This window comes from Streptacidiphilus sp. PAMC 29251, assembly GCF_054208735.2.
Window position 1 is genome coordinate 2,592,780 of record NZ_CM135725.2, and the last position, 21,048, is coordinate 2,613,827.

The 21,048-nt window shown below is 72.5% G+C and carries 16 protein-coding genes and 2 pseudogenes; 12 read left to right on the forward strand and 6 right to left on the reverse strand.

The window, feature by feature from the left end; genetic code table 11:
- The first annotated feature begins 103 nt into the window (after positions 1-103).
- The 4 genes and pseudogenes from ACXKR8_RS12130 (at position 104) to ACXKR8_RS12145 (ending at position 6,916) form a co-directional block, all read left to right on the forward strand.
- Positions 104-1,788: pseudogene (locus tag ACXKR8_RS12130) on the forward strand (thiamine pyrophosphate-binding protein).
- Between the two features lie 46 nt (positions 1,789-1,834).
- Positions 1,835-3,073, forward strand: a complete 1,239-nt coding sequence (frc, locus tag ACXKR8_RS12135; protein WP_458272906.1) for a formyl-CoA transferase — start codon at positions 1,835-1,837, stop codon at positions 3,071-3,073.
- Between the two features lie 46 nt (positions 3,074-3,119).
- Positions 3,120-5,274: pseudogene (locus tag ACXKR8_RS12140) on the forward strand (acetate--CoA ligase family protein).
- Positions 5,275-5,503: 229 nt separating this feature from the next.
- Positions 5,504-6,916, forward strand: coding sequence for an OFA family MFS transporter (locus tag ACXKR8_RS12145; protein WP_458272908.1), 1,413 nt, complete (start codon positions 5,504-5,506; stop codon positions 6,914-6,916).
- A gap of 232 nt (positions 6,917-7,148) precedes the next feature.
- Here ACXKR8_RS12145 and ACXKR8_RS12150 read toward each other — a convergent pair whose 3' ends face one another.
- Entirely contained in the window at positions 7,149-7,847 is a 699-nt protein-coding gene (locus ACXKR8_RS12150; RefSeq protein ID WP_458272909.1) for a GntR family transcriptional regulator, read from the reverse strand.
- A gap of 234 nt (positions 7,848-8,081) precedes the next feature.
- Between ACXKR8_RS12150 and ACXKR8_RS12155 the strand changes: the two genes are divergently transcribed.
- Genes ACXKR8_RS12155 through ACXKR8_RS12165 form a run of 3 tightly spaced genes read left to right on the forward strand, consistent with a single transcriptional unit; the run spans position 8,082 to position 11,220 of the window.
- Positions 8,082-9,080: a 2-dehydropantoate 2-reductase gene (locus ACXKR8_RS12155; RefSeq protein WP_458274961.1), complete on the forward strand. Its 999-nt coding sequence runs from the start codon at positions 8,082-8,084 to the stop codon at positions 9,078-9,080.
- Positions 9,077-10,642 carry an aldehyde dehydrogenase family protein gene (locus ACXKR8_RS12160; RefSeq protein ID WP_458272910.1) on the forward strand — a complete coding sequence of 522 codons (1,566 nt, stop codon included), beginning with the start codon at positions 9,077-9,079 and terminating at the stop codon, positions 10,640-10,642. The genes ACXKR8_RS12155 and ACXKR8_RS12160 overlap by 4 nt, the downstream gene beginning before the upstream one ends.
- Positions 10,643-10,653: 11 nt before the next feature.
- The gene (locus ACXKR8_RS12165; RefSeq protein ID WP_458272911.1) at positions 10,654-11,220 is read left to right on the forward strand and encodes a hypothetical protein; all 567 of its coding nucleotides are present in this window, start codon (positions 10,654-10,656) and stop codon (positions 11,218-11,220) included.
- A 108-nt stretch (positions 11,221-11,328) separates the two neighbouring features.
- Here the strand turns inward: ACXKR8_RS12165 and aceB are convergent, their stop codons facing one another.
- The gene (gene aceB, locus ACXKR8_RS12170; RefSeq protein ID WP_458272912.1) at positions 11,329-12,978 is read right to left on the reverse strand and encodes a malate synthase A; all 1,650 of its coding nucleotides are present in this window, start codon (positions 12,976-12,978) and stop codon (positions 11,329-11,331) included.
- Between the two features lie 173 nt (positions 12,979-13,151).
- Here aceB and ACXKR8_RS12175 point away from each other — a divergent pair, with 173 nt between their 5' ends.
- Positions 13,152-13,952, forward strand: a complete 801-nt coding sequence (locus ACXKR8_RS12175; protein WP_458272913.1) for an IclR family transcriptional regulator — start codon at positions 13,152-13,154, stop codon at positions 13,950-13,952.
- A 22-nt stretch (positions 13,953-13,974) separates the two neighbouring features.
- On the opposite strand, the gene ACXKR8_RS12180 is transcribed toward ACXKR8_RS12175, so the two are convergent.
- Positions 13,975-14,583, reverse strand: a complete 609-nt coding sequence (locus ACXKR8_RS12180) for a nucleotidyltransferase family protein (protein WP_458272914.1) — start codon at positions 14,581-14,583, stop codon at positions 13,975-13,977.
- A gap of 131 nt (positions 14,584-14,714) precedes the next feature.
- Here ACXKR8_RS12180 and moaA point away from each other — a divergent pair, with 131 nt between their 5' ends.
- The 4 genes from moaA to ACXKR8_RS12200 all read left to right on the forward strand — a co-directional run bounded on the left by moaA (position 14,715) and on the right by ACXKR8_RS12200 (position 18,878).
- Positions 14,715-15,719, forward strand: a complete 1,005-nt coding sequence (gene moaA / locus ACXKR8_RS12185; protein WP_458272915.1) for a GTP 3',8-cyclase MoaA — start codon at positions 14,715-14,717, stop codon at positions 15,717-15,719.
- Positions 15,720-15,847: 128 nt separating this feature from the next.
- The gene (locus ACXKR8_RS12190; protein ID WP_458272916.1) at positions 15,848-16,708 is read left to right on the forward strand and encodes a hypothetical protein; all 861 of its coding nucleotides are present in this window, start codon (positions 15,848-15,850) and stop codon (positions 16,706-16,708) included.
- Positions 16,709-16,887: 179 nt separating this feature from the next.
- Positions 16,888-17,664: a hypothetical protein gene (locus tag ACXKR8_RS12195; protein WP_458274962.1), complete on the forward strand. Its 777-nt coding sequence runs from the start codon at positions 16,888-16,890 to the stop codon at positions 17,662-17,664.
- 185 nt (positions 17,665-17,849) lie between these two features.
- Entirely contained in the window at positions 17,850-18,878 is a 1,029-nt protein-coding gene (locus ACXKR8_RS12200; RefSeq protein WP_458272917.1) for a DUF2637 domain-containing protein, read from the forward strand.
- A 20-nt stretch (positions 18,879-18,898) separates the two neighbouring features.
- Here the strand turns inward: ACXKR8_RS12200 and ACXKR8_RS12205 are convergent, their stop codons facing one another.
- Genes ACXKR8_RS12205 through ACXKR8_RS12215 form a run of 3 tightly spaced genes read right to left on the reverse strand, consistent with a single transcriptional unit; the run spans position 18,899 to position 21,013 of the window.
- Positions 18,899-19,906 carry a SpoIIE family protein phosphatase gene (locus tag ACXKR8_RS12205; RefSeq protein ID WP_462100471.1) on the reverse strand — a complete coding sequence of 336 codons (1,008 nt, stop codon included), beginning with the start codon at positions 19,904-19,906 and terminating at the stop codon, positions 18,899-18,901.
- A complete protein-coding gene (locus tag ACXKR8_RS12210; RefSeq protein WP_462100675.1) occupies positions 19,848-20,858 on the reverse strand; it encodes a GAF domain-containing protein in 1,011 nt (336 codons plus the stop codon). Before ACXKR8_RS12210 ends, ACXKR8_RS12205 begins: the two co-directional genes overlap by 59 nt.
- Positions 20,756-21,013: a hypothetical protein gene (locus ACXKR8_RS12215; protein ID WP_462100472.1), complete on the reverse strand. Its 258-nt coding sequence runs from the start codon at positions 21,011-21,013 to the stop codon at positions 20,756-20,758. The genes ACXKR8_RS12210 and ACXKR8_RS12215 overlap by 103 nt, the downstream gene beginning before the upstream one ends.
- Positions 21,014-21,048 lie beyond the last annotated feature (35 nt).

Consider the following 21,048-nt stretch of genomic DNA (forward strand, 5'->3'; position numbering starts at 1 on the left):
CTGGACAGCCCGGCGCGACTGGAGCAACGATATGGCTACTCCATACGGTATGCAATCTACAGAGCAGCCGAATGGCCCGTTGAGCACGAGGAGTTGACGATCAATGACCGACGACGCGACCATCTCTGGCGGACACCTTGTCGCCAAGGCGCTCAAGGCCGAGGGCGTGGACGTGATCTTCACGCTCTGCGGTGGCCACATCATCGACATCTACGACGGATGCGTGGATGAGGGCATCGCCGTCGTGGACGTGCGGCACGAGCAGGTGGCCGCCCACGCCGCCGACGGCTACGCCCGGGTCACCGGAAAGCCCGGCGTGGCCGTGGTCACCGCCGGGCCCGGCACCACCGACGCCGTCACCGGCGTCGCCAACGCCTTCCGCGCCGAGAGCCCGATGCTGCTGATCGGCGGTCAGGGTTCGCTCAGCCAGCACAAGATGGGCTCGCTGCAGGACCTGCCGCACGTCGACATGATGACGCCGATCACCAAGTTCGCCGCCACCGTGCCGCACACCTCCCGCGCCGCCGACATGGTGTCGATGGCCTTCCGCGAGTGCTACAACGGCGCTCCCGGGCCCTCCTTCCTGGAGATCCCGCGCGACATCCTGGACGCCAAGGTCCCGGTCGACAGCGCCGTGGTCCCGGCGGCCGGACGCTACCGGACCTCCACCCGCAGCATCGGCGACCCCGAGTCGGTCGAGCGGCTGGCCGACCTGCTCTCCGCCTCGGAGAAGCCCTGCGTGCTGCTCGGCACCCAGGTCTGGACCGCCCGCGCCACCGACGCGGCGGTGGACTTCGCCCGCACCCTCAACGTCCCGGTGTTCATGAACGGCGCGGGACGCGGCACCCTGCCGCCCGGCGACCCGCACCACTTCCACCTGTCCCGGCGCTACGCCTTCAACAACGCCGACCTGATCATCATCGTCGGCACCCCCTTCGACTTCCGGATGGGCTACGGCCGCCGGCTGCCGCGCGGCGCCAAGGTGGTGCAGGTCGACCTCGACTACCGCACCGTCGGCAAGAACCGGGACATCGACCTCGGCCTGGTCGGCGACCCCGGCGCGATCCTCGCCGCCACCGTGCAGGCCGCGTCCGGCCGGGTCGGCGGCACCGGGGCGACCAGCGTCGCCCGCAAGGCCTGGTTCGAGGAGCTGCGGGCCCAGGAGGAGGACGCGTACCAGAAGCGGCTGCCGCGGCAGCTCTCCGACGCCCACCCGATCCACCCGCTGCGACTGGCCCACGAGATCAACGAGTTCCTGACCGAGGACTCCATCTACATCGGCGACGGCGGCGACATCGTCACCTTCTCCGGCGGCGTGGTGCAGCCCAAGTCGCCCGGTCACTGGATGGACCCCGGACCGCTCGGCACCCTCGGCGTCGGCATCCCGTTCGTGCTCGCCGCGAAGTACGCCCGCCCGGACAAGGAGGTGGTGGCGCTGTTCGGCGACGGCGCGTTCAGCCTGACCGGCTGGGACTTCGAGACCCTGGTCCGCTACAAGCTGCCGTTCGTCGGCGTCATCGGCAACAACTCCTCGATGAACCAGATCCGTTACGGCCAGGAGGCCAAGTACGGCAAGGAGCGCGGCCGGATCGGCAACACCCTCGGCGACGTCCGCTACGACGAGTTCGCCAGGATGCTCGGCGGCTACGGCGAGGAGGTCCGCGACCCGGCGGACATCGCGCCGGCCATGCACGGGCCCGGGAGTCGGGGCTGCCGTCGCTGATCAACGTCTGGGTGGACCCGGACGCCTACGCGCCGGGAACCATGAACCAGACCATGTACAAGTGAACGTCGCCAAAGTGAACGCCCTTAATCTGCAAGGGAGTTGAGTGACATGACCGAATCGACGAAGGCCCTCGCCGGGGTCCGGGTGCTGGACATGACCCACGTCCAGTCCGGCCCTTCCGCCACCCAGCTGCTGGCCTGGCTCGGCGCCGACGTGGTCAAGCTGGAGGCCCCCGGCCGCGGTGACATCACCCGCAGCCAGCTCCGCGACCTCCCCGGCGCGGACAGCCTGTACTTCACCATGCTCAACTGCAACAAGCGCAGCATCACCCTGAACATGAAGACCGGCCAGGGCAAGCACATCTTCGAGCGCCTGGTCGCCGACTCCGACATCCTCGTCGAGAACTTCGGCCCCGGCGTGGTCGACCGCTTCGGCTACCCCTGGGAAACCCTGGAAGCCCTCAACCCCCGCCTCATCTACGCCAGCATCAAGGGATTCGGTCCCGGCCGCTACGCAGACTTCAAAGCCTACGAAGTCATCGCCCAGGCCATGGGCGGCTCGATGGCCACCACCGGGTTCGAGGAGGGGCCGCCGACGGCGACCGGGGCGCAGATCGGGGACTCGGGCACCGGGATCCACCTGGTCGCGGCGGTGCTGGCGGCGCTGTACCAGCGGACCGCGACCGGTCGCGGCCAGCGGGTGCAGGTGGCGATGCAGGAGGCGGTGCTGAATCTGTGCCGGGTGAAGCTCCGGGACCAGCAGCGGCTGGTGCACGGGCCGCTGCGGGAGTACCCCAACGAGCGCTTCGGGGACGACGTGCCGCGTTCGGGCAACGCCTCCGGCGGCGGGCAGCCGGGCTGGGCGGTGCGCTGCGCGCCGGGCGGGCCCAACGACTACATCTATGTGATCGTCCAGCCGCAGGGCTGGCGTCCGCTGACCGAGCTGATCGGCCGGCCCGAGCTGGCCGAGGACGAGGGCTGGGCCACGCCCGAGGCCCGGCTGCCCAAGCTGGACAAGATGTTCGCCCTGGTCGAGGAGTGGACCGAGCGGCACAGCAAGTGGGAGGTGATGGACGCGCTCAACGCCCATGACATCCCCTGCGGCCCGATCCTCTCCACCCGTGAGCTGATCGCCGACGCCACCCTGGCCGAACTGGGCGCGGTGGTGGAGGTGCAGCACCCCGAGCGCGGCAGCTTCAAGACCGTCGGCTCCCCGTTGCGGCTCTCCGACTCCCCCGTCGACATCACCAGGCCGCCGCTGCTCGGCGAGCACAACAACGAGGTGTACGCGGCACTCGGCTACACCGAGGAGCAGTTGTCGGGCCTGCGCGGCATCGGCGTCATCTGACTCGGCGTCACCCAACAGGCCGTCACTCAACAGGAGGAACGGGCCCATGGCTCAGCACGACTACGACCGCGCCGCTGTGCGCGTACTGATCGACCGGGTCCTCGCCGAGGGCCGCACCTCGCTCACCGCCCCGGAGGGCCGGCTCGCCTGCCAGGCCTACGGCATCGCCACCCCGGGCGAGGGCATCGCCGGCAGCGCCGAGGAGGCCGCCGCGCTGGCGGCCGAGTTCGGCTTCCCGGTGGTGCTCAAGATCGTCTCGCCGCAGATCCTGCACAAGACCGAGGCCGGCGGCGTGCTGCTGGGCCTGGACTCGGCCGAGGCGGTCCGGGCCGGTTACGACACCATCCTTGTCAACGCCGGTGACTACGACGCTGACGCGCAGATCGTCGGGGTCCAGGTGCAGCAGCAGCTGCCGCCCGGGCAAGAGGTGATCATCGGCGCGGTCACCGACCCCACCTTCGGCAAGGTGGTCGCCTTCGGCCTCGGCGGGGTGCTCGTGGAGGTGCTGAAGGACGTCACCTTCCGGCTCGCCCCGGCGACCACCGCGGACGCCGAGTCGATGCTGGACTCCATCGCCGCCGCCGAGGTGCTGCGCGGGGTGCGCGGAGCGCCCGCGGTGGACCGGGACGCCCTGGCCGGACTGATCGTCAAACTGTCCGACCTGGTCTCCGACTTCCCGGAGATCGCCGAGGCGGACCTCAACCCGGTGCTCGCCACCGCGAGCGGCGCGGTCGCCGCCGACGTCCGGCTGATCCTGGACCCGGCCCCGGCGCCGGCCCGTCCGCAGCACTCCAGGGAGGACATCCTGGAGGCGATGGAGCGGCTGATGAAGCCGCGGGCCATCGCCGTGATCGGAGCCTCCGCCGAGGAGGGCAAGATCGGCAACTCGGTGATGCGCAACCTGGTCGACGGCGGCTTCGCCGGGGAGATCTACCCGATCAACCCCAAGGCCGACGAGATCATGAGCCGCAAGGCCTACCCCAGCATCCTGGACGTGCCGGGCGAGGTGGACGTCGCGGTCTTCGCCGTGCCGGCCCGCTTCGTCCCGGCCACACTGGAGGAGGTCGGCCGCAAGGGCGTCGCGGCGGCCGTGCTGATCCCCTCCGGCTTCGCCGAGACCGGCGACCACGCGCTGCAGCAGCAGGTGGTGGACATCGCCGCGGAGTACGGGGTGCGGATCCTCGGCCCCAACATCTACGGCTACTACTACACCGCGTCCGACCTGAGCGCGACCTTCTGCACCCCCTACGACGTCAAGGGCGGGGTCGCGCTCAGCTCGCAGAGCGGCGGGATCGGCATGGCCATCCTCGGCTTCAGCCGCACCACCCGCACCGGGGTCTCCGCCATCGTCGGCCTCGGCAACAAGGCCGACCTGGACGAGGACGACCTGCTCACCTTCTTCGCCCAGGACGACAACACCACCGTCATCGCCATGCACCTGGAGGACCTCAAGGACGGCCGGGCCTTCGTCGAGGCGGCCAGGGCGACCGTCCCGCACAAGCCGGTCGTCGTGCTCAAGGCCGGGCGCACCGCCCAGGGCGCGATCGCGGCCGGCTCCCACACCGGGGCGCTGGCCGGGGACGACCGGGTCTACGACGACATCCTGCGCCAGGCCGGGGTGATCCGGGCCCCGGGCCTGCTGAACCTGCTGGAGTACGCCCGCTCGCTACCGGTCATGCCCACCCCCAAGGGCGACAACGTCGTCATCATCACCGGGGCCGGCGGCTCCGGGGTGCTGCTCTCCGACGCCTGCGTGGACGCGGGGCTGACGCTGATGGAGATCCCGCCCGACCTGGACGAGGCCTTCCGCGCCTTCATCCCGCCGTTCGGCGCGGCCGGCAACCCGAATCGACATCACCGGCGGCGAGCCGCCGTCCACCTATGAGGCGACGATCCGGCTGGGTCTTGAGGACCCGCGCATCCATGCGCTGGTGCTCGGCTACTGGCACACCATCGTCACCCCGCCGATGGTGTTCGCCGAGCTCACCGCCCGGGTGGTGCAGGAGTTCCGGGACCGCGGCATCGAGAAGCCGGTGGTCGCCTCGCTGGCCGGGGACACCGAGGTGGAGGAGGCGTCCGCGTACCTCTTCGACCACGGCATCGTGGCCTACCCCTACACCACGGAGCTTCCGGTGGAGGCGCTGGGCGCCAAGTACCGCTGGGCGCGGGCAGCCGGGCTGCTGCCGGCCGAGCCCGGGTGAGCCGAACCGGTCACTGAGGATTCCCTGTTGGGGGCCTTTTCAGAAAGGCCCCCAGCGGAGGATCCTTCGCAGATCCGCCACTTGATCCACCGTCACCAGAACGATCCCACCCACCCGCCGTCCGGGATGCCGCCCCGGACGGGAACCGCGGCTCAGCCGCGGGTGCACGACGAAGAGAGCAAGGCCAGGGGGCGCAGGCCAACACTCTTCCAAGGTAAGGGGAAACCCCATGACCGCAGCACCAAGCGCGGCCCCAGCCGGGTACCGGGAGATCACCGACCGGAACGGCAGGCTCTACCGCGTCGGCGAGACCGACCGTCAGCTCCTGGGTCACTCCAGGCGACTGATGGTCTGGCTGCCCTGGGCCGCGATGATCGCCATCAGCGTCTCGGAGTACGCCTACGGTTCGGCCGAGGACACCCTGTCCAAGGCCCACGGTTGGACCTCCACCAACACCTTCTGGCTGCTCAGCATCTGGGTCGTGTTCCAAGCCGCGGTGGCCTTCCCGGCCGGGCGGCTGCGTGAGAAGAACGTCTTCTCGGCCCGCTCCGCCATGGTCACCGGATCCGTCCTGGCCGCCGTCGGCATCGTCTCGCTGAGCCACGCGCCGAACCTCACGCTGGCCTTCCTCGGCTTCGGCCTGATCGGCGGCTCAGGGTCCGGTCTGGTCTACGCGACCTGTATCAACATGGTCGGCAAGTGGTACCCGGAACGGCGCGGAGGCAAGACCGGCTTCGTCAACGGCGGCTTCGCCTACGGTTCGGTGCCGCTGATCTTCGTCTTCACCTACTGGTTCGACGCGAGCGACTACCACGCGGTGCTGGACGGCATCGGGCTCTATGTGGTGCTGCTGGTCGGCATCTCCGGGCTGTTCTTCAAGGACCCGCCGAAGAACTGGTGGCCGTCCGACGTCGACCCGCTGGCCCTCACCGCCGACGGCGGCGGCAAGAACGCCGCGGCCCTCGCCAAGAACCCGCCGGCCGTGCGCCAGTACGGTCCGGCCGAGGCGATGCGGACCGGCATGCTGCCGCTGATGTGGGTCTGCCTGGTCGCGATCGCGGGGGTGTCCATCTTCGGCATCTCGTTCCAGGTCCCCTACGCCAAGCACCTGGGCTTCGGCCCGCTGGTCGCCGCGTCCTCGATGGGCGTGATGTCGGTGGTCAACGGGACCGGGCGCGGCGTGGTCGGCTGGCTCTCCGACCGGCTGGGACGCAAGCAGTCGCTCACCCTGGTGCTCGCCGTCGAGGGCATCGCGCAGTTCGGCGTGCTGTGGTCGGGCTCCTCGCACAACGAGGTGTTCTTCCTCTTCTTCGCCTTCCTCTCCGGCTTCGGCGGCGGGGCGTTCTACCCGCTGTTCGCGGCGCTGGTCCCGGACTACTTCGGGGAGAACAACACCGCCCAGAACTACGGCATCGTCTACAGCGCCAAGCTGGTCAGCGGCCTGGCCGGCGGCGGGCTCGGGGCGATGGCGATCGCCTCCTGGGGCTACAGCGGGGCCTACATCCTGGCCGGGTTCATGGGCCTGGGCTCGGCGCTGCTCACCCTGCTGCTGCGGCAGCCGGGACGACCGGGACGACCGCGGCAGGCCGGGGTGCCGGCCCGGGCCAAGATCTCGCCTGCGATCGGCCGCCAGCCGGGCTGAGCCGCTCGCCCCGGCTGTCGCGGCCGGCCCGGCTGGGCCGCGGGCAGCAGGACACACAACCGGGGTGCCGCCGTCGGGCAAGGGCGGCGGCACCCCCTCCAGAGCTGCGCGCGGGTCTTCGACCATGGCGGGCCCGGGGCTGGCGGCAGCCCCCGTTCCCGCCGTCCGCGCGCACGGCGGCGGGACCGGCCGGTGGGGTGCGCTCCCTGCTCCGGCCGGTCCCGTCCGCACGTCAGCCGGCCTCCGCCGCGGCGGAGGCGGCCGCGATCTGGATCCGGTAGAAGTCCGTGGTCCGCTCGGTGTGACTGCGCATCAGCTTCTCCGCCAGGTCGGCGTCACCGTCCGCGATGGCCTGGATCAGGTCCGCGTGCTCGTGCCAGGCCTCCTTGCCGCGGGGGCGGGCGATCGGGGTGTAGTACCAGCGGACCCTCCGGTCCACCTGCCCGATCAGCTCGGACAGCACCTGGTTGCCGGACAGCTCGGTGATGAACCCGTGCAGCGCGGCGTTGGCCTCCACGATGCCGCGCGGCTCGTCCTCGGCCAGCGCGTTGACGCCCACCTGCTGCAGCTCCCACAGCCGGGCCACGTCCTCGGGGCCCGCCTTCAGGGCCGCCTCCCGCGCCGAGTGCGTCTCCAGCACGGCGCGGACGCCCAGCAGTTGGCCGGCCTCCTGCTCGGTCGGGGTGTGCACGAAGGCCCCCTGCGCGGGCCGCAGATCCACCCACCCCTCGGTCTGCAGCCGCTGCAGCGCCTCGCGCACGGGCTGCCGGCTGACCCCCAGGTGCTCGGCCAGCTCGGCCTCCACCAGGTGCTGCCCTGCGGAGAGCGAGCCGTTGACGATCAGCTCGACCAGCGCCTCGTAGACGGCCTGCCGCAGCGGCGCGGGTCGGGTGACGCGGCGGGTGGCGGCGGCGCTGAGTGCTTCACGCATATGAACTCCCCCAGGAGGTCCGGCCGTTGCGGGATCCAGATCCCCCATACGGGATATTCCCAGCATACAGATTCTTGTATGCAATCTACCGTGGAAGGTGACCGGAATCACGCGATGCCTGGCTCTTTCGCCGAGGAGCGCTCGGCTGCATACTGTATGCAATGTTGCCCCTCAGGGGTCCGACTCCCACTCAGATCAAGGGGGCAGCCCCATATGAGCGACACCAGCACAGGTCTGCGCGTCGCCGTCCTCGGCGCCGGCGCCATCGGCGCCTACGTCGGGGCCGCGCTGCACCGGGGCGGGAGCGAGGTCCACCTCGTCGCCCGCGGACCGCACCTGGCCGCACTGCAGGCCGAAGGCGTGCGGGTGCTCAGCCCGCGCGGCGACTTCACCGCCCGCCCGCACGCCACCGCCGACCCGGCCGAGATCGGCCCGGTGGACGTGGTCTTCCTGGGCCTCAAGGCCCAGCAGTACGCCGGCTGCGAGCCGCTGCTGGGCCCGCTGCTCGGCCCGGACACGGCCGTGGTGGCGGCGCAGAACGGCATCCCCTGGTGGTACTTCCACGGCCTGGCCGGCCACCGGCTGCAGGGGCGCCGGCTGGAGACGGTGGACCCGGGCGGCGCGGTCAGCGCGGTGATCCCGGTCCGACGGGCCGTCGGCTGCGTCGTCTACTGCTCCACCGAGATCGCCGAGCCCGGGGTGATCCGGCACCTGGAGGGCACCCGCTTCTCCATCGGCGAGCCGGACGGCTCGGTCTCCGCCCGCTGCCAGGCGTTCAGCGCCGCGATGGTGGCCGGCGGGCTGAAGTGCCCGGTCGAACCGGATCTGCGGCAGGACATCTGGATCAAGCTGATGGGCAATGTCGCCTTCAATCCGCTCAGCGCGCTGACCAGGGCGACCATGGTCCAGATCGCCGGCCATCCGGGCGCCCGCCGACTGGTCGCCTCGATGATGGCGGAGACCCTGGAGATCGCCCAGGCGACCGGGGTGAAGCCGGACGTCTCCATCGAGCGGCGGATCGCCGGGGCCGAGCGGGTCGGCCACCACAAGACCTCGATGCTCCAGGACCTGGAGGCCGGCAAGGAGTTGGAGCTCGACGCGATCATCGGCGCGGTCGTCGAGATCGCCGATCTGACCGGGGTGGCCGCCCCCACCCTGCGCGACGTCCACGCCGCGGTCGACCTGCTGGCGCGGACCTCCGCCCCCACCTCCCGGAGAGGGACCCCCCGATGAAGGACGCCGACCCGAGCACCGTCACCTACCAGCTCAAGCCCGGCACCGCCTGGGCCGACATCCACGCCCGCGCCCTCGGCGCCGCCCCGGAGGCCTTCCGCGAGGACCGGGCGCTCAATCTGCACGGCGGCCGCTGGGTCGCCGACGGCGAACCCGCGCCCGCCACCTCCCCGGTGGACGGCCGGAGCATCCTCGGCCCGCCCGCGCTGGAGGTGGACGCCGCCAGGGCCGCCGTCCGCGAGGCGGTGGACCAGCACCGCGCCTGGCGGCACACCCCGCTGGCCGAGCGCCGGGCCCGGGTCGGCGCCGCCCTGGACGAACTCACCGAGCACCGGGAGCTGCTGGCGATGCTGCTGGTCTGGGAGATCGGCAAGCCCTGGCGGCTGGCCCTCGCCGACGTGGACCGCTGCCTGGACGGGGTGCGCTGGTACGTGGACGGGATCGAGGGCATGGTCGACGGCCGCAGCCCGCTGACGGGCCCGGTCTCCAACATCGCCAGCTGGAACTACCCGATGAGCGTGCTGCTGCACGCGATGCTGGTGCAGGTGCTGGCCGGCAACGCCGCCGTCGCCAAGACCCCCACCGACGGAGGCACCGCCTGCCTCACCCTGGCGTGCGCGATCGGAGTGCGGCACGGGCTGCCGCTGACCCTGCTCAGCGGCAGCGGCTCCCGGCTCTCCCCCGCCCTGGTCACCGACCCGGCCCTGGGCTGCGTCAGCTTCGTCGGCGGCCGGGGCACCGGCAGCCGGGTCGCCTCGGCGCTGGCCGCCACCCGGCAGCGCCATGTGCTGGAGCAGGAGGGCCTGAACTGCTGGGGCGTCTGGGAGTTCAGCGACTGGCCGCTGCTGGCCGCGCAGGCGGCCAAGGCCTTCGAGTACGGCAAGCAGCGCTGCACCGCCTACCCCCGCTATGTGGTGCAGCGCCAGCTGTTCGACGAGTTCCTCGCCGCCTACCTGCCGGCCGTGCGCTCGGTCGCCTTCGGTCATCCGCTGGCCGTGGCCGATCCTGACGACCCGCTGCCGGAGCTGAGCTTCGGCCCGCTGATCAACGACGCCAAGGCCAAGGAACTGGCGGACACCTTCGCCGACGCGGTGGCCAGGGGCGGCGTCCCGCTGCACCGGGGCAAGCTCAACGAGGGCCGCTTCCTGCCCGGCCAGGACACCTCCGCCTACCTCCCGCCGATGACGCTGCTCTCCCCGCCGCCGTCCTCGCCGCTGCACCACTACGAGCCCTTCGGCCCGGTGGACACGGTGGTGCTGGTGGACACCGAGGCCGAGCTGCTGGCGGCCATGAACGCCAGCAACGGCGCCCTCACCGCCTCGCTGGCCTGCGACGACACCACGACCGCGGAGCGGCTGGGCAAGCAGCTCCAGGCCTTCAAGGTCGGCGTCAACGCCCCCCGCTCACGCGGCGACCGCGAGGAGCCCTTCGGTGGCCGGGGCGCGTCCTGGCACGGCGCCTTCGTCGGCGGACGGCTGCTGGTCCACGCCGTGACGCAGGGGCCGCCGGGCGAGCGGCTGTACGGCAACTTCACCGACTACGCGCTGTATCCGCCGAGTTGAAGGAGATGGTGATGCAGCGGGTGATGTCCCTCAGCAGCATTCTCAGCACGGCGGGGCGCGGCGTCCGCTTCCCCCGGGACACCGTCGGCGCCCTGGCCCGGGAGGGCTTCCTCAGCCTCGGCGGGGACGCGGCCGAGGAGGTGGTGCGGCGGTTCGCCCCGGTCTGCCCCGCCACCGCGGCGGTGCTGCGCTCGCACTACGCTGCCCTGGCGCTGATCGGCGGCAGCGGCGGCAGTTGGCTGCAGGGCGAGATCGCCGCCGGACGGCATCTGTGCACCGTGGCCCTGGCCGACGACCCCGCCGACCCGTGCCGGGCGGCGGAGCGCGGCGGTGTGGTCCGGCTGACCGGGCGGAAGCTGGACGTGGTGGCGGCCGGCGAGGCCGACAGCTATGTCTGGTCCGCCCGGGACGACGCCGGGGAGTCGGGGCTCTGGCTGGTCCCGGCCCAGGCCAGAGGCCTGCTGGTGCCCGCCCGGCCGGACGGTGGCGGCCCGCCCGGGTGCGCCCGCAGCAGCGTCCGGGCGGACCCGGTGCTGCTGCCCGCCTCGGTCTCGCTGCGGGCGCTGTCCTCGGCCTGACGGTCACTCAGTTGATGGTCAATCAGTTGAAGGTGAATCAGGCGGTGGTGACCGGGAAGGACCTCCCCAGGTTTTCCCCGGTCACCACCGCCGGCTCATGGGCCCGGCTCAGCCCAGCAGGGCGTAGCCGGGCAGGGTCAGGAAGTCGACGAACTCATCGGCCAGCGCGACCTGCTCGAACAGTCCGGCCGCCTCGGTCCAGCGACCGGCAGCGTATACCGACTCGCCCAACTCGGCCCGCAGCTCAGCCAGTTCGGTGGCGACCAGCTCGCGCACCAGGTCCGCGGTGACCTTGGCGCCAGTATCCAGCACCACACCGTTGTAGATCCACTGCCAGATCTGCGAGCGCGAGATCTCGGCCGTCGCGGCGTCCTCCATCATGTTGAAGATGCCGACCGCGCCGAGCCCGCGCAGCCACGCCTCGATGTAGCGGACGCCGACCTGGACCGCGTTGTGCAGCCCGGCCGCGGTGCAGCTGCCACCAGCCCCCGCGATGTCCAGCAGCTCCGCGGCGGTGACCTCACCGGCCGGGAGCACGTCCTTCTGGTTCGGACGGTCGCCGAGCACCGCGTCGAAGGAGCTGCGGCAGATCGGCACCAGGTCGGGGTGGGCCACCCAGGAGCCGTCGAAGCCGTTCCCGGCCTCGCGCTCCTTGTCCGCGGTGACCTTCTCCATCGCGGCGGCGTTGACCGCCGGGTCGCGGCGGGAGGGGATGAACGCGGCCATCCCGCCGATGGCATGGGCCCCGCGCTTGTGGCAGGTCTGCACCAGCAGTTGGGCGTACGCGCGCATGAACGGCGAGGTCATGCCCACGGAGTTGCGGTCGGGGAGGACATAGCGCTCGCCCGCGTCGCGGAGGTTCTTGATGATGGAGAAGAGGTAGTCCCAGCGCCCGGCATTGAGCCCGGCCGCGTGGTCGCGCAGCTCGTAGAGGATCTCGTCCATCTCGAAGGCCGCGGTGATCGTCTCGATCAGGACGGTGGCCTTGACGGTGCCGTACGGGATGCCGAGGGCCTGCTGTGCGTGGGTGAAGACCTCGTTCCAGAGCCGGGCCTCGAGGTGGCTCTCGGTCTTGGCGAGGTAGAAGTACGGGCCCGAGTTGGGGTCCTCCGCGCCGCGGGCCAGCAGCCGGGCGGCGTTGTGGAAGAAGTAGAGGCCGAAGTCGACGAGGGCGCCGGCCACGGGGGCGCCGTCGACCAGCAGGTGCGCCTCGTCCAGGTGCCAGCCGCGGGGGCGGACCACGACGGTGGCGAGCTCGGCGTCGGGGCGCAGGGTGTAGGACTTGCCGGCCTCGGTGCTGAAGTCGATCCGGCGCTGATAGGCGTCGATCAGGTTGATCTGGCCGTCGACCACGTTGTGCCAGGTCGGCGCGCTGGCGTCCTCGAAGTCGGCGAGCCAGACCTTGGCGCCGGAGTTGAGGGCGTTGATCACCATCTTGCGGTCGGTGGGGCCGGTGATCTCCACCCGGCGGTCCTGCAGCGCGCGGGGCGCCTCGGCGACCTTCCAGTCCCCGGCGCGGACGGCCGCGGTCTCGGGGAGGAAGTCGAGGGTGCCCTCGGCGGCGATGCGGGCGCGGCGCTGCCGGCGCAGGGCCAGGAGTTCGCGGCGGCGGGGCTCGAAGCGGCGGTGCAGGTCGGCGACGAAGGCGAGCGCCTCGGTGGTGAGCACTTCCTCACCCCGGTCGACCGGGAGGCCCGCGACGACGATGGAGGGGAGGTCTGCGTCCTGCGATCCCTGCGGGTCCTGCGTTCCGGACATGGTCCTGAGCTCCTTCAAACTGGGGAGGCCACTTGATCAAAAGTCGTTCTCGACATCGTCGCGCTTCTGTAAGGTGGAGGCTAGTTTCCGCGATACAGAAATTCAACACTTTGTTGATGTTGCTCGCGGCACACCATACCCCTGCCCGGCACGTCCCTGAGGAAGGTAGTCCAGTGGCCGCTCCTCCCGCATCGGTCGAGGTTCAGGCAACCGACCGCTCCGGCGGTGTCCAGTCCGTCGAACGCGCCTTCCAGCTGCTGGAAGTCCTCGCCGACGCGGGCGGGGTGAGCACGCTCAGCGATCTCGCGAGCGCCTCCGGACTGCCGATGCCGACCATCCACCGGCTGATCCGCACCCTGGTCCAGCAGGGCTACGTCCGCCAGGACACCGCCCGCCGCTACACCCTGGGCCCGCGGCTGATCCGGCTCGGCGAGACGGCCGGACGGCTGCTCGGCAGCTGGGCCCGCCCGTACCTGGCCGAGCTGATGGAGGCCACCGGCGAGACCGCGAACCTCGCAGTGCTGGAGGCCGGCGAGGTCGTCTATGTGGGGCAGGTGCCGTCCCGGCACTCGATGCGGATGTTCACCGAGGTCGGCCGACGGGTCCAGCCGCACTGCACCGCCGTGGGCAAGATCCTGCTGGCGCAGCTGCCCCGGCACGAGGCGGCCGGCGTGCTCGGCAGCGTGCCGCTGCCCGCGCACACCGAGCACACCGTCACCGAACCGGCCCGGCTGCTGGCACAGTTCGACGCGGTGAAGGCCGGCGGCTACGCGGTGGACGACCAGGAGCAGGAGATCGGCGTCCGCTGCATCGCCGTCCTGGTCCCGGGCGCGCCGACGCCGACCGCCCTGTCCATCTCCGGGCCCGAGGCCCGGGTCCAGGCGCTGGAGGCCCGCAGCGGGCGGAGCGGCCTGATCCCGCAGATGCAGGAGATCGCCACCAGGCTCGGCCGAGCCCTCGCCACCAGCGGCTGACCCCCTCCGGGGGTGGGCCGGCTCAGGAGGACCAGCGGGCCCAGGCCTCGGGGGTGTCGATGTCGTCGGGGCGGGCCACGTCGCCGCATTCGACCAGCACCAGCTCATCCGCGTGTGCCGCCAGCAGGGCGCGAGCGCCTGCGTCGCCCACCGCGCCGCGGGCTGCCTCCGGCCAGTGTTCGGCGGCGATCAGGACGGGGTGCCCGCGCCGCCCGGCATACCCTGCTGCCGCGAGGCCCGCGCCGTTCTGGTGGGCCGTCAGCAGCCTCGCCACCGCCTCCGACGTCACCCCGGGTGTGTCGACCAGCGCGACCAGCGCCGCGGACGCGTCCCCCGGCAACGCCGCCAGGCCGACCCGGAGCGAGGAGCCCATCCCGGACTCCCAGTCGGGGTTGCGGACCAGCTCGCAGCCGCCCAGCTCGGCACCCGCGGCCACCTCCTCCGCGCCCGCCCCCAGCACCACCACGATCCGCCCGCAGCCGCCGGCCCGCAGCACCGCCACCGCGTGCTCCACCAGCGGCCGCCCCCGGTACGGCAGCAGCGCCTTCGGCCCCAGCCCGAGCCTGCACCCGCCCCCGGCAGCCAGCAGCAGCGCCACAACGGGGCCGGCGGGCGCCTCGGTCGACATCATGGTGACCAGTGTGGCCGGGCCGCCCCACCGACCGCCTTGGACGAAACTACAGTCCACCCTCCCGCCCCACCCCCGTTCACCGGGGCTTCACCCCCTGGACCGGTCGCCGACCGGCCCGCTCTACTGGGCAGATGTCCAGCACCGCCGTCACGCCCCTCACCGACCGCTTCGGCCGGGTCCACACCGATCTGCGGGTCTCCCTCACCGATCGCTGCAACCTCCGCTGCACCTACTGCATGCCGGAGGAGGGCCTGTCCTGGCTGCCGAAACCGGAGCTGCTGACGGACGACGAGATGGTCCGCCTGGTCGACATCGGCACCCGTCGGCTGGGGATCCGCTCGGTGCGGCTGACCGGCGGCGAGCCGCTGCTGCGGCGCGGCCTGCCGGGCCTGATCGCCCGGTTCACCGCGCTTCCCGACGCCCCCGAACTGTCGCTCACCACCAATGGCGTCGGCCTGGCCCGCAGCGCCGCCGCCCTGCGCGAGGCAGGCCTGCGCCGGGTCAACGTCAGCCTGGACACCCTGCGCCCCGAGCGCTTCGCCGAGATCACCCGCCGCGACCGGCTCGCCGACGTGCTGCTCGGGCTGGCCGCCGCGCAGGCGGCCGGGCTGGCCCCGGTGAAGATCAACGCGGTCCCGGTGCGCGGGGTCAACGACGACGAGATCGCCGACCTGGCCGGCTTCGCCGCGGAGCACGGCTACCAGTGCCGCTTCATCGAGTCGATGCCGCTGGACGCCCAGGGCGCCTGGGACCGCGCGCGGATGGTCACCGCCGACGAGATCCTGGCCAAGCTCGGCGAGCGCTTCACCCTGGAGCCGCTGCCGCGCGAGGACAACGCCCCGGCCGAGGAGTGGCGGATCGCCGGGACCGACAGCCGGGTGGGCGTGATCGCCAGCGTCACCCGCCCCTTCTGCGGCGGCTGCGACCGGGTCCGGCTCACCGCCGACGGCCAGCTGCGCAACTGCCTCTTCGCCAGCGAGGAGTCCGACCTGCGCGCCCTGCTGCGCTCCGGCGCGGACGACGGCGCCATCGAGGCCGCCTGGCGCGGCTCGGTCGCGGGCAAGGGCCCCGGGCACGCCATCAACAGCGCGGACTTCCGCCGACCGGAACGGCCGATGTCGGCCATCGGTGGCTGACCCGCCGCAGGTTCCGTCCCGATCCCGTCCCGGTCTGCGAAAGGGCCTCCCCGAACCGGCCTGGATCAGGGACGATGGTTGGGCAGTCGGAGCCCTCCAGGTCCCTCCAGCCGAACGGACGGTACGTGATGCCCGGTACGCCGCAGCCCGACAACACGGGAGCCCAGCCCGTCGGCGACAGCTCCGACGGCAGCAAGCCGTCCGCCCGCCCGGTGCGCTGTCCGTCCTGCCGCCGAGAGCACTCCTACGAGCCGCCGGTGTTCCCCTGCTCCTGCGGGGCCAACCTCAAGGTGCCGCTGCTGCGCGGCGGGATCCCGGTCCAGGTGCGGTTCCGCTCCTGGGAGGACGCCTGGCTGAGCATGCGCTGCCCGTCCTGCGGGCGCTCCGAGCAGTGGCCGCAGCCCGAGTTCACCTGTGACTGCGGGGCCCAGGTCCGGCTGCCGGTGGACACCGCCCGTCGCCCGGTCCCGGTCACCCCGGCCCTGCCCTCGGTCCAGCCGCAACCGCCGCGCAGCGCACCGCCGGCCCGCCCGGTCTCGGCCGGACGCCCGCCGCAGTCGGCCCCGGCGCCGGCCCGTGCCGCGCGGGCCGTGCCGCCGCGGCCCCCGTTCGTCCCGCACCCGGTCCGGACCTCGGACGACGCGATCCTGGCCGCCGCCCGCTACCTGGAGTGGCTGGGCTTCGGCGAGCTGGAGGTGTCCGACTCGCAGGACCGCGAGGGCGTCTGCCTGCTCGGCACCACCATCGTGGCCCAGGTCGACACCTGGACCGAGCCGGCCGACCTGCGCGCGGTCGAGTGCCTGTGGCTGAACACCCTGCACGCGGACGAGCTGCAGCCGGTGATGTTCACACTGGCCGGCTACAACCAGGAGTCCCGCAACCGGGCCGATCAACTGCTGGTCGCCCTCTTCGAGTTGGATCTCGCCGGGGTGCCGCAGCCGGTGAACTCCGCCGCCCGCGAACTGCTCCGCACCGGCGGGTCGAGCTGACGGTCCATCAGCAGGTCAGTGCGCGTGGCCGGAGCCCCGGCCAATCCCAACTGATGTTGTCATTGATCTGGCGCGGCTCCCCGACCACGTGTTGGAATTCCGTCACCACCGGCCCGCAGCACGGAGGGGAACCGTCCTTGTCGGACCATCGAACGGCGTCGGAGCAGCGCACGGCCCGGATCGACGACTCACGCGACGGCAGTGCGGCCCAGCCCCCGCCCGACACCGTCTGGCTGCTGCGCTCGCGCGGCTGCTGGCAGGCTGCCGCGGCACTGCTGGAGGGCGAGGCCGCGCACTCCCCCGGGGCCGCGCTGACCCGGGCCGAACTGCTGATCGAACGAAGTCTGTTCGAGAGCGACGGCTGGGGCGACGCCGAGAGCGCCCTGCGGCTGGCCGAGAGCGGGGCCCGCAGCGACACCGAGCGCGCCGCCGCCGCCTGCGCCCGCGGCTACCTCGCCTATGTGGCGACCCTGCTCCGGGTGCACGACCGGCTGGACGAGGCACAGGCCGCGCTGGGCCGGGCCTCGGCGATGCTGGCGCCCGGTGCGGCCGGACGGCCGCTGCTGGACTTCCGGCGCGGCCTGGTCGCCGAGAACCTGCTCAAGGACCCGGTCGCCGCCCGCACCGCCTACCGCCGCGCCCACGCCGGGGCCGAGCAGCAGCAGGACGACCTGCTGCTCTCCTACACCTGGCGGCACCTGGCCAGCATCGCCCAGCAGGACGGCAACCTGGCCGGCGCCAGGCACGGCTTCGCCGAGTCGCTGCGGCTGCGCGAGCTCACCGGCTTCGCCGTCGGTATCGCCCCGGCGCTGGCCTCGCTGGCGGACGTCTCCCCCACCCCGGAGGCCGCCGAGCTGCGCGGCCAGGCGGCGCGGCTGGTCAGCGCCTTCGGCGGCGTCCCGGTGTGGCTGGCGCAACCCGGTCCGGTGCAGGAACAGGCACCGGGGCGGGCCTAGCAGCCCTGCGCCTCCATCACGGGGACCGCCACCTCTATCACGGAGAGTAGGACGGGCGCCACCGGATACACCCGTCCTGGTGTATCAGCCCCAAAAGCACCACGGGCCACGGAAGCCTGGGCCAGCATGGTTCCCACTTCGGCCAGAGCCCATGTTCTGGTCATCAGCCGAGGTTTGGGCGAGGCATGAGACTTTCCGACATAACGCTTGGGTGGGGCGTCGCTGCCGTCGCGGGCCTCCTACTCGTCGCCGGACTGGTGACACTGCTGCGGTCACGCGGCTCGGCGGCACGCGAGAGCACCGACTCCTGGGAACGCAGCGAGGAGCGGCGGCGCAAGAAGGAGGCCCTCTACGGGTCGGCCTCCTATGTGCTGCTGTTCTGCTGCGCGGCGGTCGCCGCGGCGCTGTCCTTCCACGGGCTGGTCGGCTTCGGCATCGAGAATCTGAGCCTCTCCGGGGGCTGGGAGTACCTGGTCCCGTTCGGTCTGGACGGCGCCGCGATGTTCTGCTCGGTGCTGGCCGTGCGCGAGGCCAGCCACGGTGACGCGGCGCTGGGCTCGCGGCTGCTGGTGTGGTTCTTCGCGGGTGCCTCGGCCTGGTTCAACTGGGTGCACGCCCCGCGCGGCATCGACCACAACGGCGCCCCGCAGTTCTTCGCCGGCATGTCGCTCTCGGCCGCGGTGCTGTTCGACCGCGCGCTGAAGCAGACCCGCCGGGCCGCGCTGCGCGAGCAGGGCCTGGTGCCCCGCCCGCTGCCGCAGATCCGCATCGTCCGCTGGCTGCGCGCCCCCAGGGAGACCTACGCGGCCTGGTCGCTGATGCTGCTGGAGAACGTCCGCACCCTGGACGAGGCCGTGGACGAGGTCCGCGACGACAAGCGGCAGCGCGGCATCGACCGGGACGAGCAGCGCCGGGCCTCCCGGCACGAGCGGGCCGAGCTGCGGGCGCTGAGCAGTCGCGGCTGGCCGCGCGGCGGCCGCGCGCCCGGGGAGCTCCCGCCGCCACCGCGGACCGGCGGCGGCGAGCGCGAGTCGGTCCCCGCGGAGCCCGTCATAGCCGACCACGAGGCCGACCCCGTGGTCGAGCTGCCGGTGCGGCCCCGCCCCGCCGAGGAGCGGACCTTCGACCTGACCGCGGAGGACGACACACTGACGCTGCCCCGGCTGGACTCGCTGGAGCAGAAGCTCAAGGACCTGGAGCAGCTCTACGGCTGACCGGCCGCCGTGCTTCGTGACTACTCGCGGTGGATGAGCTCGAACCACATCCGCTTGCCGCTGCCGCGCGGGTCGACGCCCCAGGCGTCGGCCAGGGCCTCCACCAGCATCAGCCCGCGCCCGGAGGAGGCCTGCTCACCGGGCGTGCGGCGCTTGGGCCAGAGGTCGGACTCGTCGTCCACCTCCACCCGGAGCCGGGCCGGGCCGGCCGGGCCGCCCTCCTGGTAGAGCCTGGCCGTCAGCAGGGCGTCCCGGTCGGTGTGCACCAGGGCGTTGGTGACCATTTCCGAGGTGAGCAGCTCCACGGTGTCGGCCAGGTCGCCGACGCCCCAGCGGCGCACCGCGTCCCGCAGCTCGCCGCGCACCTCGGAGATCTGCTGCAGGTCGGCCTGCGGGATCCGGCGGCGCAGCTGGCGCGGCCTGGCCTCGGCCGGGCCCTCCCAGCGGAGCAGCAGCAGGGCGATGTCGTCGTCCCGCTCATGGCTGTCGGCGGCGGAGGTCGCGATCCGGTCGGCCAGCGCCTCCAGCGCGTCAGGACCCTGCGGCTGCGGCTGGGCGCCGCCGATGGCGAGCCGCAGCCGTTCCATGCCCTCGTCGATGTCGACGGTGCGGGTCTCGACCAGGCCGTCGGTGCAGAGCAGCAGCATCTCGCCCGGGTCCAGGGTGAACCGGGTGACCGGGTAGGAGTTCTCCGGGTCGATGCCCAGCGGCAGCCCGCCGGCCACCGGCTGGACCGCGCTGCTGCCGTCGGCCCGGCGCACCAGCGGGTCCAGGTGCCCGGCGCGGACCGCGTAGGCGGCCCCGTAGTCGACATTGACCTCGACATAGAGGCAGGTCGCGAAGTGGCCGGTGTCCAGGTCCGCCAGGAAGCGCGAGGCCCGGGACATCACCGCGGCCGGCGGGTGGCCCTCGGCGGCGTAGGCGCGCAGCGCGATCCGCAGCTGGCCCATCACCCCGGCGGCGTGCACGTCATGCCCCTGGACGTCGCCGATGACCAGGCCGACATGGCCGCCGGGCAGCGGCACCACGTCGTACCAGTCGCCGCCGATCTGCAGCCCGGTCCCGGCCGGGAGGTAAGCGGACGGCGCTGGTGAAGCCCGGCAGCGGCGGGATGCTGCGGGGCAGCAGCACCCGCTGCAGCCCGGCGGCCAGCTCGTGCTCGGCGTCGTGCAGCCGGGCCCTGGCCAGGGACTGCGCGACCATCCCGCCGAGGGTGCTGAGCAGGGTGCGGTCCTCGCTGTCGAGGGCGCGCTCCTCGTCGAAGCTGACCAGGCAGACCCCGATCGGCCGACCGCCGGCCACCAGCGGCAGGAAAGCCCAGGCGCAGCGCGGCGAGGGGACGACCTGCTGCCAGGCCCCCGGGAAGCGGTCCTGGTACTCGGCCCGGCTGCTCAGGAAGACCGGGGTACGGGTGCGCAGCGCCAGCGCCGCCGGGTGGTCGGCGTCCAGCGGGACGTGGTTGTGCGGCGGCGGGGACCCCTCGGGGTCGTAGCCGGTGGCGCGGAGGATCTGGATCCGGCTGCTCTCCAGGATGGCGAGGATCAGCCCGTCCGGGGGGATGCCGGGCAGCGGCAGCTCGGTGAACACCCGGGCCACGTCCTGCATGGTGGTGGCCTCGGAGAGGGCGCGGGCCGCCTCCTTGATGAAGCGGGTGCGCTCCTCGCGGAGCAGGGCGAGCCGGTCGGCGCGGACCCGCTTGTTCAGCTCGACGGTGGCGTCCCAGACGAAGCCCACCATGTGGGAGGGCCGGCCGAGCTCGTCGGCGAGGACCCGGGCGCGGAAGCGCACCGCGTGCATCTCGCCGTCCGCGAAGAGGGTGCGGTAGTAGGCGCCGCACTGGCCCAGCTCCTTGACCGCCTGCTCGACCCGGCGGCGGACTATCGGCGCGTCCTCGGGGTGCAGCAGCGCCAGGAAGGACTCGGAGTCGAGCGGGGCAGCTCCGGGTGCTCGGCGGGGTCCTCGATGCCCAGGATCCGGCAGGCCCGGGCGTCGCCGACGATGATGTCGCGGTAGAGGTCCCAGTCGAAGGAGCCGATGCCGTTGGCGGCCATGGCGGGCTCGAGCGCGATCGGCTGCTCCAGCGCGGGCTCCAGCGCGTTGACGGACTGGCGTGGCGACGGGGGTGTGGACGCCACTGCATCTCCTGCCGGTCTGCGCTTCTGGCCTTCTG